Below are 13,440 nucleotides of genomic sequence, written 5' to 3'. Positions count from 1 at the left end.
GACATACCTCACTCCGGAAGGGGCGGACCATGACCTCGATGACGGCAGGCAACCCGTGCTGGGCCGACGCGATGTTCAGCGATCTCGAAGGCGCCAAGCGTTTCTACGGTGCCGTGCTCGGCTGGACCTTCTCCGATGCGATCACCGAGTTCGGCGGCTACACGGAGGCGTACTCGGACGGCAAGGCAGTCGCCGCCATCGCACCGCCGATGCCCGGCCAGGAGGAGGGTTCGGCCTGGTGTCTCTATCTCGCGTCCCCGGACGTGTCCGAAACGGCGGCGGAGATCCGTGACCACGGCGGCAGGCTGCTGGTGGAGCCCATGGAGGTGGGCGAGCTCGGCTCGATGTGCCTCGCCCAGGACCCGTCGGGTGTGACCTTCGGCGTGTGGCAGCCGGGCACCCACAAGGGCTTCGAGAAGGTCGGAGAACCGGGTTCGTACGTCTGGGCCGAGGCGTTCACCCGCCAGCCGAAGAAGGCGGACGCCTTCTTCGCCGGCGTCTTCCCCTACGAGATGAAGCGGATCGAAGACCCGGAGATGCAGATGGACTACCGGGTCCTCCACCTCGACGGCGAACCGGTGCTCGGCCGGATGGAGATGACGCCCGATGAGTACCCGGCCGAAGTGCCGCCCCATATTCAGGTGTTCTTCGCCGTACCGGACTGCGATGCGGCGGTGTCGAGCGCCCAGGGACAGGACGGCCGGCTCGTCTACGGCCCGATGGACAGCCCCTTCGGCCGCTTCGCAGCCCTCGTCGATCCGCAGGGAGCGGCCTTCGCCGTCATCGACACGGGCACGACGCAGGGCGAGATGCCGAAGATCGTGTGAGCACGGCCTGATCCAGGCGCGCGGCCCGCTCAGACCAGGCCACTGCCTGGGCTGCCATCTGGGCTGCCGAAGACCATACGGGCCCCGCGGGCCGTGTCCATGTACTCACGCACCCGGTGGATCAGCCCGCCGCGCAGTTCGAAGATGAAACAGTAGTCGTTGCTGTAGCGGTTGCCGTTGGACAACGTCGCCTCCATGGCCTCCTCCACGACGACCACATCACCGTCGCCAACGGCGTGGAACCCCCGGAAGGAGACCGCGACCTCCTCGGTGAAGAGCCGGGGGAAGTCGAGGGTGAGGAAGCGCACGATCGCCTCCCTGCTCTTCATGTGGCTCGGCACGCCGAGTGCGACGGCTGTCGCGTTCCCCGCCGGGGCCAGCCACTGCGCGTCCTCGGTGAAGCATGCCGCGATCTGTTCCGCGTCACTGCTCGCGAACGCTCGCCAGGCACGCCGGACGGTCTCCGAAGCTGTTGTCCTACCCCGGCTCTGCTGCGCATCCATGGCCCGGAGCGTAGGCGGCCGGTGCAGGCGGAGCTGGCGGTTTTCCGCCATGGTCGTCATGCCCCAGGGTCGCAGTTGCAGCCCGCCCCGCAGCCGCAGCCGTCGGACTCCCGGTGCCCCAGTTCCGGGGCGGCGCCCGCGGCCGAGGGCGCGCAGCAGCCCTCGCCCCGCCAGGCGTCGCGGCCTTCCTTGACCGCGACAGCCGCGATGACCAGTGCGGCGGCCGGGTCGGCCCACGACCATCCGAGAGCGGCGTTGGCGACCAGGCCGGCCAGCAGTACAGCCGACAGGTAGGTGCACAGCAGGGTCTGCCGGGAGTCGGCCACCGCTGAGGCCGAGCCCAGCTGACGCCCGGCCCGGCGCTGGGCGGCCGACAGGAACGGCATCACCGCAAGGGACAGGGCGGCGAGCACGATGCCGGGGCGGGAACCGTCCGCTCCACCGCCCGTGACCAGGGCCCGTACGGCCTCGGCGGCCACATACGCGGCGAGAACGAAGAAGGACAGGGCGATGATCCGCAGCGTGGTCCGCTCGCGGGCCTGACGGACCGCGTGCTCCCGTGCGGAGAACTGCCAGGCGACGGCCGCCGCCGAGGAGACCTCGACGACCGAGTCCAGCCCGAAGCCGATGAGCGCGGATGAGGAGGCAAGCACTCCGGCGGTGAGCGCTACGGCCGCCTCGATGACGTTGTAGGCGATCGAGGCGGCGACCAGCAGGCGTATGCGGCGGGTCAGCGCATCGCGGCGTGCGGGCGGGGGGACGGCGGAAACGCCGACGGGCAAACCCACGGGCACGGAGGCCATCAGCAGCAGCCCTTCTCCTGGGCGTCCGGGCAGGTGCGGTCCGCGTCGACGGCCACCACCGCGGTCCGCAGATCGTCCAAGGCGTGGCCGAGGCGGGGATCGGCCAGTTCGTAGCGGGTGCGGCGGCCGACCGGTACGGCGACGACGAGGCCGCAGTCGCGCAGGCAGGCAAGGTGGTTCGACAGCCGGGTACGGGAGATCCCCAGCTGATCGGCCAGATCGGACGGATGCGCGGGCGCCTCGCGCAGCGCGAGCAGCAGGCGGCAGCGGATCGGATCGGCGAGCGCGCGGCCGAAGCGGGCCAGCACCTCGATTTCGGGGGCAATGGTCAGCACTCGTCGATAGTACAGAGAACCCTGGATTCAGAGAAGCCTGAATCCAGACTGTACATGCATTCAGGCGACGTGCATTCAGGCGACGCGAATTCACTCCCGCCGGCTCAGAGTTCCTCGCTCAACCGGTGCAGGCGCAGTGCGAGCTGGATCTCCAGGGCGCGGCTGGGAGTGTTCCAATCCCTGCCCAGCAGGTGGCTCACCCGTTCGAGCCGCTGCACCACGGTGTTCACATGCAGGTGCAGCGCGTCCTTCGTCCTGGTGAGGTTGGCCCCGCAGGCGAAGTACGACTCCAGCGTCCGCACCAGATCGGTGCCGCGCCTGGCGTCGTACGCGAGGGCGGGCCCGAGAGTGGCGCGTACGTAGGCGTGCAGGTCGGCGTGATCCCCGAGGAGCACGCCGAGGAAGCCGAGGTCCGCCAGTGCGGCACCGTGCCCGTACTGGGCCAGCGTCCGGAGGGCTTCGAGGCAGCGCCGTGCCTCGACATGGGTGGCGGGGAGCTGGCCGGGCGCGGTGGCCGGACCGGCCGCGCCGACGGTGACGGGTGCGCCCGCAGCGCGGCCGAGCTCGGCGGCAAGATGACGGGCGGCGGGGCCGGGGTCCTCCGTGGGGAGCAGCAGCACGGGCTGGTCATTGTGGATTCCGGCAAGGCCGCCTTCGGCGTGGCGGGTGGCGGCGGCCAGCAGCCGGTGCCGGGGGACCGACTCGCCGTGCAGGGCGAAGACGCAGTGCGGCCGGGTCAGATGCACCCCCAGACGGCGTGCCCGCACGGTCAGGCTCCTGGCGTCCTGGGCGCTCGAGCAGGTCGGTGAGGAGTTCCGCGCGGACGCGGTACGCGGTCTCGTCCGCGGTGCGGCGCAGCAGCAGGAGCAGTGCGGTGACGACGGCCGCGCGTTCGAACAGGCGCCGGTCGGTGTCCGACAGGTCGGAGCGCCCGGTCAGGAAGACGCTGCCGAGGAGTTCGGGCCCCGCGAGTGCGGCACAGACCCAGGTGCCGTCGACGGCGACCGCGCGTCCGCTGGCGCGGGAGGCGGCGACGGCCTCCTCGGGAGGACTGCGGTGATCGGCTCCCGCGCGGGCGAGTTCGGTGCCGTCCGTGTCATGGATGAGGATTCCGCCGTCCAGCACATCCGCGATGTCCGCCGCGATGTCGGCGGCGTCGCCCCCGCGCAGCACCAGATCGGTGAACCGGTCGTGTGCCTGCTCGGCCCGGTGCAGAGCCTGGTTGTGGGCACGGATGGTGTGGGTGGCCGCGCTGAGGTCGTCGAGCGCGGCGCGGGTCTCCTCCAGCAGCCGGGCGCTGTCGATGGCGATGGCGGCATGGTCGGCGAGCGAGGAGAGCAGGGCCGCCTCGTCCGGGGCGAATTCGCGGGAGGTGCGGTCGGCCGCGTAGAGCACGCCGATGATCCGGGAGCCGGTGCGCAGCGGTACGCCGAGGATGGCCCGCAGGCCCTCCTCGCGTACGGCACCGTCGATGGCGGTGGTGTGGCAGAAGCGGGCGTCGGTCTGGTAGTCGCCGGTGGCGTAGGGGCGGGCGGTCTGGGCGACCAGACCGCCGAGCCCCTCGCCCATGCCGAGACGGACCTGCTGGAAGGCGGCGGACACCGACCCGTCGGTGACCCGCATATAGGTGTCGCCGGCCGCCTCGTCGTTCAGCGACAGATAGGTGACCTCCGTACCGAGCAGCATCTTCGCGCGGTGGACGATGGCACGCAGTACGGCGTCCAGGTCGCGCAGCGCGGCCAGGTCTCCTGCTGTGTCGAACAGGGCGGTCAGCTCGGCCTCGCGGCGGCGGTGCTGGCTCAGGGTGCGCCGGATGCGGAGGGCGATGCCGGTGGCACCGTCCAGCACGTCCAGCTGCCGGCCGTCGGCGCCGTGCGTCCGCGCCGTGGCGGCCGGACGGGCGAAGTCCTCGGCCGGTGCGCCGCGGTCGAGCAGCGCGAGCAGGTCGAACAACAGCTTCTCCGTGCCCGTGTCCGTCACGCGGCGCAGCATAGCGGGGGTCATCTGCCGAGCGGGACGTCCGCGCGGCTGCCCCCTGCCGCGGTACCGGATTCCTCACCTTCGCCGGGTCCAGCGGCTCCGGGGAGGCCTACCGCGGAGGTGGAGACGTCCTGTGCCAGGTCGCGGCCCAGGGTCTCCTGCGCACACCACACCGCGACGACGGTGACCAGAGAGGCCGCGCTCAGGTACACGGCGATCGGGACGCCGGAGTCGAAGTCCTTGAGCAGCTCCACGGCGATGATCGGGGCGAGCGCACCGGCCAGGATGGAGGCGATCTGGGAGCCCATCGAGGCGCCCGAATAGCGCACCCGGGTGTCGAACATCTCCGAGATGTACGCCGCCTGCGGCCCGTACATCGCACCGTGCAGCAGCAGTCCGACGGTGACCGCCACGGCGATGACCGGGAACGACTCGGTGTCCAGCATGGCGAAGAAGGCGAAAGCCCAGCCCGCCATGCCGACGGCGCCGATCAGGGTGACCGGACGTCTGCCGAGGCGGTCCGAGAGAGCACCCCACAGCGGGATGGTGACGAAGTGCACCGCCGACCCGATGGCCACGGCGTTCAACCCGACGCTCTTGGAGAGGTCGAGATGCTCGGTGACATAGACGAGCAGGAAGGCGGTGAGGATGTAGTAGGAGACGTTCTCCCCGTACCGGACGCCTATCGCGCTGACCACCTGGCGCCAGCCGGTGCGGAACACCTCGATCACCGGAGCCTGCTCGGGCACCCCCGACGCCTGCCGCGCCGCCTCGGCCTTCGCCTGGGCCTCCAGGAAGACCGGGGACTCAGAGACGGAGACCCGTATCCACAGGCCGATGATCACCAGGACGCCGGAGAGCAGGAACGGGATGCGCCATCCCCATGCCTGGAAGGCGTCGTCAGACTGGAAGGCGGCGAGCAGCGCCAGGACACCGGTCGCCAGCAGATTGCCGCCCGGCGCGCCCGCCTGCGGCCAGGACGCCCAGAAGCCGCGGTGCTTGGCTCCCCCGTGCTCGGAGACCAGCAGCACGGCGCCGCCCCATTCGCCGCCCAGCGCGAAGCCCTGGATCAGGCGCAGCACGGTCAGCAGCAGCGGGGCGCCGATGCCGATGGTGGCGTAGGTGGGGAGCAGCCCCATGGCGAAGGTCGCGCCGCCCATCATCAGCAGGCTGATCACCAGGAGCTTCTTGCGGCCGACCTTGTCACCGAAATGACCGAAGACGACACCGCCGATGGGGCGGGCTGCGAACCCGATCGCATAGGTGACGAACGCGATCAGGGTGCCGGTCAGCGGATCGGCGGTGGGGAAGAAGAGGTCGTTGAACACCAGTGCGGCGGCGGCACCGTAGAGGAAGAAGTCGTACCACTCGACGGTGGTGCCGATCAGGCTGGCACCGATGACGCGGCCAATGCCGCCGCGGCGGGGCTGCGGTCTTGCCATGGGGAGTCACCACACTTCGATCGGGGGACGGATGCGGGTCGTCGCGACCGCGACCGCGACGCGGGGAGAGCGGGGGACGGGGAGGGCGGGGGCGGGGGACGGGGATGGCGGGGGGACGGGGAGGGGTGGTCCGCCGCCGGATGGCCGGCAGGAACGGCCGTGCAAGCGGCCGCCAGGAGCGACCGGTGCCGATCAGCGCGACCGTGTCACTGGGCGGTCCAGCCGCCGTCGATGGGCAGGGAGGCCCCGGTGACATAACCGGCGTCGGCACCGCAGAGCCAGACCGCGACGGCCGCCACCTCCTCGGGCTCGATCAGCCTTTTGATCGCGGGCCTGGACAACAGCACCTCCGTGACCACCTGTTCGGGTTCGACGCCGTGCGCCTCGGCCTGAGCGGCGATCTGCCCCTCGACGAGTGCGGTCCGTACATAGCCGGGGTTGACGCAGTTGCTGGTCACGCCGTGGGGTGCCCCCTCCAGCGCGGTGACCTTGCTCAGCCCCTCCAGGGCGTGTTTCGCCGCGACGTAGGCGGCTTTGAAGGCGCTGGCACGCAGTCCGTGCACGCTGGAGATGTTCACCACCCGGCCCCAGCCCCGTCCGTACATGTACGGCAGGCACTGCCGCAGCAGCAGGAACGGCGCGGTGACCATCACCTGCTGCATCCGCTCGAACTGCTCGGGCGGGAAGTCCCCGATGGCCGCCACATGCTGCAGCCCCGCGCTGTTGACCAGGATGTCCACCTCGGTGGGCAGGGCCCGGATCGCCGCGGGATCGGTCAGATCAGCCGCGTGCGGCCGGGCGCCGACGCTCGAAGCGGTCGCCTTCGCCGCGTCGGCGTCGATGTCGACAACGTGGACCAGGGCACCGGCCGCCGCCAGCGCCTGTGCACAGGCCCGGCCGATGCCGCTGCCGCCACCGGTCACCAGTGCACTGCGCCCGGTCAGGGCCGCCGCACCGGGCAGGGCGGATGAGGCGTGAATTGGGCTCGTCATGGCCGGAAACGCTAGGGACACCGGCCGTTCGTGCCCATGTGCGCCGCCCCCACAGTATGGTCCGGCCGAGTGTGGGCATCGCCCATGCCGCCGGCGGCACCGGGTCGTTACCGCCCCCACTTCCCGGGGGCTGGCACCACCCCCGACTGGGCGGAGTGCCCCATGCCTTCCGGCCCGCGAATCCGCGACCGTTGAGGACGTCAGCACGGCACGTCCCCACCGCGATGATTCGAGGCTCCCATGAGCACCAGCACCCTGCCGTACACCGCCACCCGCACCGCGCCCGCGACTCCGGCCGAACGGCCCACAGGCTTCTGGCGCGCGCCGTTCGCCGCTGTGACCTTCCGCGAGCTCGGCTACACGCTGATCTCTCTGCCGGTCGCCATCGCCGGGTTCGTCTTCGCGGTGACCATGTTCTCGCTCGGGACGGGGCTGGCCGTCACCTTGCTGGGGGTGCCCGTACTGGCGGCGATGCTGGCCGGGGCACGCGGGCTCGGCGCCGCCGAACGCGGCCGGGCACGGGCCGGGCTCGCGCTGGACGTCGCGGAACCGGCGCCGCGCAAGGCCCCGCGGCAGGACGGCTGGTGGGCCGGCATGGCATCACGGCTGACCGACGCGGCGGCCTGGAAGGCGCTCCTCTTCCAGGTGGTCATGTTCCCCTGGCGCGTGGCCAGCTTCTGCCTGTCGCTGTCCGTCCTGCTCTCCGGCTGGGTCGCCGCCCTCTACCCCGCGTACCACTGGGTCTTCCCGCACTACGTCGACTGGCCCGGCTACCGCGTGTACGACTTCTACTCCGGCAGCACCCACCACGAGCTGTACCTCGACTCCGTGCCAGAGATCGCCGGTGCCTCCCTGCTCGGAATGGTGATCGTCCTGCTCACCCCGAAGCTGATCCGCGCCCTGACCAACGTCGACCGCGCGGCGGTGCGCTCCCTCCTCGGCTGACAGAGCCGCTCACCGCTCACTGCGCACTGCGCACTGCTCACCGCTGTCGCAGGCGCAACCGCAGGCCGTAGAGCGCGGCACCCGTGAGGAGGACGGCGGCGCCCGGGAGGGAAGAGGCCAGAGGGAGGGAGACGGCGAGGGCGGCGCAGCCCGCCAGTCCCAGCAGGGGGACGACGCGGGGCGGGCGCCCTTCGGCGGGCGTGAGGGTCCAGGCGGCGGCGTTGGCGACCGCGTAGTAGGCAAGCACCCCGAAGGACGAGAAGCCGATGGCGTCACGCACGTCGGCCGTCGCGGCGAGTACGGCGACGACGGCGCCCACCGCCAGCTCCGCGTGGTGCGGGACACCGAAGCGGGGATGCACGGCGGCCAAGGTGTGCGGCAGGTGGCGGTCGCGGGCCATGGCGAGGGTGGTGCGGGAGACTCCGAGGATCAGTGCCAGCAGGGACCCCAGGGCCGCGATGGCCGCGCCGGCGCGCACCACCGGGACCAGTCCGGGTGCGCCCGCCGCTCGTACGGCCTCGCTCAGCGGCGCCGTGGAGTCGGCGAGCCGGCCGGGGCCGAGCACGGCCAGCACCGCGACGGCGACCGCCGCGTACACGACGAGCGTGATGCCCAGGGCGAGCGGAACCGCGCGCGGGATGGTGCGCCGCGGGTCGCGTACCTCCTCGCCGAGGGTGGCGATGCGCGCGTACCCGGCGAAGGCGAAGAAGAGCAGTCCGGCCGCCTCCAGTACGCCGCCCGCCGTGGCGTCCGCGCCGATGTCCAGCCGGGAGGCGGCCGCGCCGCCGCTGGTGAGGCAGGTGGTGACGACGGCGGCGAGTACCGCCAGGACGAAGGCCACGACGGCGCGCGTAAGCCCGGCGGACTTCTGTACGCCGGTGTAGTTCAGGGCGGTCAGGGCGACCACGGCGCCGACCGCGACCGCGTGCGCCTGGCCGGGCCATGCGTAGAACCCGACGGTGAGGGCCATCGCGGCACAGGAGGCGGTCTTGCCGACGACGAAGGACCAGCCCGCCAGATAGCCCCAGAATGCGCCGAGCCGCTCTCGGCCGTAGACGTAGGTGCCGCCGGAGGCGGGGTAGCGGGCGGCAAGCCGGGCGGAGGAGGTCGCGTTGCAGTAGGCGACGAGCGCGGCGAGGGCGAGACCGAGGAGCAGCCCGGAGCCTGCGGCGCTGGCCGCAGGGCCGAGGGCGGCGAAGATGCCCGCCCCGATCATCGAACCCAGTCCGATCATCACCGCGTCGGTGACGCCCAGCCGCCGCTTGAGCCCACCGCCACCCGCCGGTCCCCGCGCTGCCTGCACTCCGCCCCGCTCCTTCGCCCGCCTTCGGTGGCCTGGGTGGCCCCGCGCACCGTAGCGGAGCAACATGTCGAGTGCCGCGCGGCCAGGTTCGCGGGGCGGCGGCCACGTTTCGGCAGGGGCCGAAGCGTCGTGGCTCTACGGTCGCCGCATGACGTCACCTCTCCACGTACGCCGCCACGCCGAGGTGTGTGCCGTGCTGCGCGATCCGTACTTCGTGGTGCCGCCCGCCGGGGCCGGGGCCGGCGACATCCTCGACGGACCGCTGGGATGGCTGCGGCGGAATGTCTCCCGATTCAGCGAGGGAACGGTGCACCGGCGCCGACGGGCGCTGAGCGAGGGCCTGCTGGACGGGATCGGTCCCGTCCGGTTGCGCGCTGAGGCGCGCGACCGGGCACGCGTCGCGCCGCCGGAACAGGTGCCGTTCGTGCCGGTCACCGTGCTCGCCTCCCGGCTCGGGTGGCCGGAGGAGCGGCTGGAGGAGGTTGTACGGGCGACCCGAGCGGTTGCCGGTGCGTACCAGCCGGGGGCGACGGCGGAGCGGGCGGAGCGTGCCGACGACGGTGTGCGGAGGCTGGTCGCCGCACTGCCAGGCGGCTGGTACGGCGACGGCGCGGGCAGGGAGACCGAGGAGACGGCGCAGCGCATCGGGCTGCTGGTGCAGGCGTGCGAGGCGACGGCGGGGCTGATCCGCAACACGCTGCGCCTGAAGGGCACCAGCACCTCACGGGCGGACGTGCCCGGCTCCGCACGCACCGAGGATCTGGTGGCGGAGACGCTGCGCCTCGAACCGCCGGTGCGCGGTACGCGGCGCCAGGCCCTCGCCGGTGCGGTGCTCGCGGGGCACGGAGCCGTGCCGGAAGGGACCGCGGTGCTGCTGGACTTCGCCGCCGCCAATCGGGACCCGGAGGTCTTCGCCGACCCCGACCGCTTCAATCCGGCACGTCCTGCCCCGCCGCACCTCACTTTCGGGCACGGCATCCGGCCCTGCCCCGGCTCGGCACACGCCCTGGCGCTGGCCTGCGGCGTGCTGGACGACAGCACACCGAGCCACAGCGCACCGAGCCACAGCGCACCGAGCCACAGCGCACCCGGAGGGAAGCCGAGGATGAAAGCAATGGACCGCTTTGAGGAGTTCCGGCTGCTGCATCGCGCCGGGGTGCCGCTGCTGCTGCCGAACGCGTGGGACCACGCGTCGGCCGCGGCACTGGCAGGGGCCGGATTCCGTGCGGTCGGGACGACCAGCCTGGGTGTCGCGGCAGCCGCCGGAAAGCCGGACGGGGTGGGCGGTACGCGTGAGGAGACCGTGCGGCTCGCCTGCGCGCTCACCCGTCTGGACGCGCTGATCAGCGTGGACATCGAGGGCGGCTTCAGTGAACGGCCAGAGCAGGTCGCGGCGCTCGCCGCCGAGTTGGCCGGTGCGGGCGTCGTGGGCGTCAACATCGAGGACGGGCGCGCGGACGGCACGCTGGCCGGCCAGGGCAGGCAGTGCGCGCTGATCCGGGCGGTGAAGGACGCGGCGCCCGCGCTGTTCGTCAACGCGCGTACGGACACCCACTGGCTGCCGGGGCCCGGGCACGCGGCGCAGACGGCGGGCCGGGTGGCGGCCTATCAGCAGGCCGGTGCGGACGGTGTGTTCGTACCCGGGCTCCAGGACGGCCCGGCGATCGCCGAACTGGCCGCTGGTCTGGAGGTGCCGCTGAACATCCTGCACTCCCCCACCGGGCTGTCTCTCCCGGCACTCGCGGAGCTGGGCGTACGGCGCGTCAGCTGCGGTTCGCTGCTGTTCCGGGCGGCACTGGGTGCGGCCGTGGCGACCGCCGAGGCGGTGGAGCGCGGCACCTCGCTCCCGGCGTGGCCGGGCGGCTCGACGGGCATCCCGTCGTACGCGCAGGCCCAGGCGCTGGCCGACGAGTACGGGGCGGGGCGGCCGTAGGCCCCGGACGGGCCCCGCGCAAGCCGCCCGGCTCAGGCGGTGCCCGGCTCGGCTCCGGGTGCTGGTTCCCATGCGGCGACCAGGTCGAGGAGGCCGGGGAAGCGGGCGTGGAGGTCGTCGACCCGCACGTGGCTGCGGCGCTCCAGCCCGTACTGGCGCTGGCGTGTGACGCCCGCCAGGCGCAGGGCCCGGAAGTGGTGGGTGAGCGAGGACTTCGGGCGGTCCAGGCCGAACCAGCCGCAGGAGTGGTCGAACTCCTCCGATTCGAGAAGGAGTTTGCGCACGATACCCAGCCGCAGCGGGTCGCTGAGCGCCGCCAGCACGGTTTCCAGACGCAATTCGTCGACGGCCGGCTCGGGCAGTGGCTCGGGCAGCCCCGCCGGCTCGGGCAGCCGCTTGGGCCGCCGGGCGGGTGCGTGCGTGTTCGGTGGCACGGACAGCTCCTCGTCGCGTTCGTAACGTCCCTCCATGTACGAGTCCGATCGTACTGCATGCTAAGTTCGATTGAACTCGTACTGAGCTCGAGAGGGGAGCGGCCGTGGCGTGGAGCCGAACGACGACCGGAGGTGACACACGCACCGGAGGTGACACACGCACCGGCGCGGACATCGGAGGTACCGCCGCGCCGACCTGGTGGATCTGGGCGGCGGCCTGGCCCGTGACCGCCGTGTTCGTCCTCTCCAACGCGGCGACGCCGCTGTACGTGCTCTGGCAGCGCGACATCGGCTTCTCCCGGGGCACCCTGACCGTGGTCTTCGCCAGCTACATCGTCGGACTGCTGGGATCGCTGCTGGTCTCCGGAGTGGTCTCCGACCGGCTGGGCCGCAGGCCCGTGCTGCTGCCCGCACTCGCACTGGCCGTGGCCGCCTGTCTGATCTTCGCGACCGCGTCGAGCGTTGCCGCACTGGTCGCGGCGCGGCTCTTCTCCGGAATCGCCGTCGGCGCCGTCGTCTCCGCCGGGATGGCTGCGGTGACCGAGGTGGCCGGGCCGGGACGCAGGCGGCTGGCCGCGCTGCTCGCCTCGTGCGCGATGGTGTTCGGGGCGGGACTGGGGCCACTGCTGGCGGGGGTGCTCTCGGAGGCCCTCCCGGCGCCGACCTCCACGGTCTTCCTGGTGGAGGCGGTGCTGCTGGCGACGGCGATCGCCGTCGTGCTGCGCATGCCCTTGCCGCGCCCCGCCCCGGCCCCCGGCGCCGCAGCTTCCCCGGATGCCGTGAAAGGCGCCTGGGTGCGGGTGCCGGGCGTGCCGCACGGAAGCGGGTTTCCGCTCCTGCTCGGCATCGCCGTGTTCGCCCCGGGCATCACCGCGACCGCGTTCGTCCTCTCGCTCGGCCCTTCGCTGCTCTCCGGTCTGCTCGGTACGACCAGCCGGGTGGTCGCCGGAGCCCTGGCCTTCGTGATGTTCCTCGGCGCCACCGGTGTGCAGTTCGCCGTCCGGCGCCTGGGCAGGCGTACGATCCTCGCCGCCGGAGCCGCGAGTACGACGGCCGCCATGATCGCGCTGATCGGTGCCGTGCAGACCTCGTCCGTCCCGGTCCTGGCCGTCGCCGCCGTACTGGCGGGCACCGGGCAGGGGATGGGGCAGCTCGGCGGGCTGTCACTGCTCAACTCTTCCGTCCCGCCCGAACGCCTGGCCGAGGCCAACGCGGCGCTCAACGTCGGCGGCTATCTGCCCGCCGGTGCCCTGCCGGTGGCGGCCGGGTACCTCAGCGACGCGGCGGGGCTGACGACCGGGGCGACGGTCTTCGCCGTGGTGCTCACCGCACTGGCCGCCGTCGGCGGACTGGTCGTCGTCGCCACCCGCCGACGGGCGCCGGAAGCAGCCTGAGGCGGCGGCGCAGCGGCTGCGGCTACTCCCCCGCGTACGCCTTCTCGAGGGCGGCCACGTCCAGCTTGGTCATCGAGAGCATCGCCTCGGTGGCACGGGCAGCCTTCGTACGGTCCGGGCTGCTGATCATCTCCATCAGCCGGACGGGGACCACCTGCCAGGACAGGCCGAACTTGTCCTTGACCCAGCCGCAGGGTCCTTCCTCGCCGCCGTCCTTGGTCAGCTCGCTCCAGTAGTGGTCCACCTCCTTCTGGTCGTCGCAGTGGATCTGGAAGGAGATGGCCTCGTCGAAGGTGAACTCCGGCCCGCCGTTGAGCGCCACGAACTTCTGGCCGTTGGCGACGAAGTCGGCGGTGATCACCGTCCCCGCCGGGCCCGGTCCGGCCTCGGTGTAGCGGACGGTCTCACCGAGCTGGGAGTTCGGGAAGATCGAGGTGTAGTACTGCGCCGCCTGCTCGGCCTGGTCGTCGAACCACAGGCAGGTGGTGAAGCCGTCGGTGTTCATCGCTACCTCCGTGGGCTGGGGTGCTGCTACCCATACCGACGGTT

General features: G+C 72.2%; 12 protein-coding genes and 1 pseudogene. 4 read left to right on the top strand and 9 right to left on the bottom strand.

What is annotated here, in order from left to right; all coding sequences use genetic code 11:
• Window positions 1-29: 29 nt before the first annotated feature.
• Window positions 30-827: a VOC family protein gene (locus LHJ74_RS07510; RefSeq protein WP_260216764.1), complete on the top strand. Its 798-nt coding sequence runs from the start codon at window positions 30-32 to the stop codon at window positions 825-827.
• A gap of 29 nt (window positions 828-856) precedes the next feature.
• Here the strand turns inward: LHJ74_RS07510 and LHJ74_RS07505 are convergent, their stop codons facing one another.
• The 6 genes and pseudogenes from LHJ74_RS07505 to LHJ74_RS07480 form a co-directional block, all read right to left on the bottom strand.
• Entirely contained in the window at window positions 857-1,330 is a 474-nt protein-coding gene (locus LHJ74_RS07505; RefSeq protein WP_260216763.1) for a nuclear transport factor 2 family protein, read from the bottom strand.
• A gap of 56 nt (window positions 1,331-1,386) precedes the next feature.
• The gene (locus tag LHJ74_RS07500; RefSeq protein ID WP_260216762.1) at window positions 1,387-2,133 is read right to left on the bottom strand and encodes a cation efflux transmembrane domain-containing protein; all 747 of its coding nucleotides are present in this window, start codon (window positions 2,131-2,133) and stop codon (window positions 1,387-1,389) included.
• Window positions 2,133-2,468 carry an ArsR/SmtB family transcription factor gene (locus tag LHJ74_RS07495; RefSeq protein WP_260216761.1) on the bottom strand — a complete coding sequence of 112 codons (336 nt, stop codon included), beginning with the start codon at window positions 2,466-2,468 and terminating at the stop codon, window positions 2,133-2,135. The genes LHJ74_RS07500 and LHJ74_RS07495 overlap by 1 nt, the downstream gene beginning before the upstream one ends.
• Window positions 2,469-2,572: 104 nt before the next feature.
• A pseudogene (locus LHJ74_RS07490) lies at window positions 2,573-4,460 on the bottom strand (helix-turn-helix domain-containing protein).
• Window positions 4,461-4,468: 8 nt separating this feature from the next.
• Window positions 4,469-5,890, bottom strand: coding sequence for an MFS transporter (locus LHJ74_RS07485; protein WP_260216760.1), 1,422 nt, complete (start codon window positions 5,888-5,890; stop codon window positions 4,469-4,471).
• A gap of 206 nt (window positions 5,891-6,096) precedes the next feature.
• Window positions 6,097-6,882, bottom strand: a complete 786-nt coding sequence (locus tag LHJ74_RS07480) for a 3-hydroxybutyrate dehydrogenase (RefSeq protein WP_260216759.1) — start codon at window positions 6,880-6,882, stop codon at window positions 6,097-6,099.
• Window positions 6,883-7,122: 240 nt separating this feature from the next.
• Here LHJ74_RS07480 and LHJ74_RS07475 point away from each other — a divergent pair, with 240 nt between their 5' ends.
• Entirely contained in the window at window positions 7,123-7,827 is a 705-nt protein-coding gene (locus LHJ74_RS07475; RefSeq protein ID WP_260216758.1) for a sensor domain-containing protein, read from the top strand.
• 37 nt (window positions 7,828-7,864) lie between these two features.
• On the opposite strand, the gene LHJ74_RS07470 is transcribed toward LHJ74_RS07475, so the two are convergent.
• Window positions 7,865-9,130, bottom strand: coding sequence for an APC family permease (locus tag LHJ74_RS07470; RefSeq protein ID WP_260216757.1), 1,266 nt, complete (start codon window positions 9,128-9,130; stop codon window positions 7,865-7,867).
• Between the two features lie 148 nt (window positions 9,131-9,278).
• Between LHJ74_RS07470 and LHJ74_RS07465 the strand changes: the two genes are divergently transcribed.
• Window positions 9,279-11,063 carry a cytochrome P450 gene (locus tag LHJ74_RS07465; RefSeq protein WP_260216756.1) on the top strand — a complete coding sequence of 595 codons (1,785 nt, stop codon included), beginning with the start codon at window positions 9,279-9,281 and terminating at the stop codon, window positions 11,061-11,063.
• Between the two features lie 32 nt (window positions 11,064-11,095).
• Here LHJ74_RS07465 and LHJ74_RS07460 read toward each other — a convergent pair whose 3' ends face one another.
• Window positions 11,096-11,533, bottom strand: coding sequence for an ArsR/SmtB family transcription factor (locus LHJ74_RS07460; RefSeq protein ID WP_260216755.1), 438 nt, complete (start codon window positions 11,531-11,533; stop codon window positions 11,096-11,098).
• Between the two features lie 137 nt (window positions 11,534-11,670).
• On the opposite strand from LHJ74_RS07460, the gene LHJ74_RS07455 reads away from it, so the two are divergent.
• Complete coding sequence (locus LHJ74_RS07455) at window positions 11,671-12,891, top strand: MFS transporter (RefSeq protein ID WP_260217366.1); 1,221 nt, start codon at window positions 11,671-11,673, stop codon at window positions 12,889-12,891.
• 22 nt (window positions 12,892-12,913) lie between these two features.
• On the opposite strand, the gene LHJ74_RS07450 is transcribed toward LHJ74_RS07455, so the two are convergent.
• Window positions 12,914-13,396 (bottom strand): VOC family protein, encoded by a 483-nt coding sequence (locus LHJ74_RS07450; protein WP_260216754.1) that lies wholly within the window; start codon window positions 13,394-13,396, stop codon window positions 12,914-12,916.
• Window positions 13,397-13,440 lie beyond the last annotated feature (44 nt).

This window comes from Streptomyces gossypii (genome assembly GCF_025165795.1).
Classification (GTDB): Bacteria; Actinomycetota; Actinomycetes; order Streptomycetales; family Streptomycetaceae; genus Streptomyces; species Streptomyces gossypii.
The sequence above is the reverse complement of the archived record's forward strand: the minus strand, read 5'-3'. Positions and strand labels throughout refer to the sequence as shown.

Bases quoted from the DNA above. Each gene is read 5' to 3' on its own strand.
- LHJ74_RS07500 (WP_260216762.1), bottom strand. From the start codon at position 2,133: ATGGCCTCCGTGCCCGTGGGTTTGCCCGTCGGCGTTTCCGCCGTCCCC.
- LHJ74_RS07510 (WP_260216764.1), top strand. From the start codon at position 30: ATGACCTCGATGACGGCAGGCAACCCGTGCTGGGCCGACGCGATGTTC.
- LHJ74_RS07505 (WP_260216763.1), bottom strand. From the start codon at position 1,330: ATGGATGCGCAGCAGAGCCGGGGTAGGACAACAGCTTCGGAGACCGTC.
- LHJ74_RS07460 (WP_260216755.1), bottom strand. From the start codon at position 11,533: ATGGAGGGACGTTACGAACGCGACGAGGAGCTGTCCGTGCCACCGAAC.
- LHJ74_RS07485 (WP_260216760.1), bottom strand. From the start codon at position 5,890: ATGGCAAGACCGCAGCCCCGCCGCGGCGGCATTGGCCGCGTCATCGGT.
- LHJ74_RS07480 (WP_260216759.1), bottom strand. From the start codon at position 6,882: ATGACGAGCCCAATTCACGCCTCATCCGCCCTGCCCGGTGCGGCGGCC.
- LHJ74_RS07465 (WP_260216756.1), top strand. From the start codon at position 9,279: ATGACGTCACCTCTCCACGTACGCCGCCACGCCGAGGTGTGTGCCGTG.
- LHJ74_RS07450 (WP_260216754.1), bottom strand. From the start codon at position 13,396: ATGAACACCGACGGCTTCACCACCTGCCTGTGGTTCGACGACCAGGCC.
- LHJ74_RS07475 (WP_260216758.1), top strand. From the start codon at position 7,123: ATGAGCACCAGCACCCTGCCGTACACCGCCACCCGCACCGCGCCCGCG.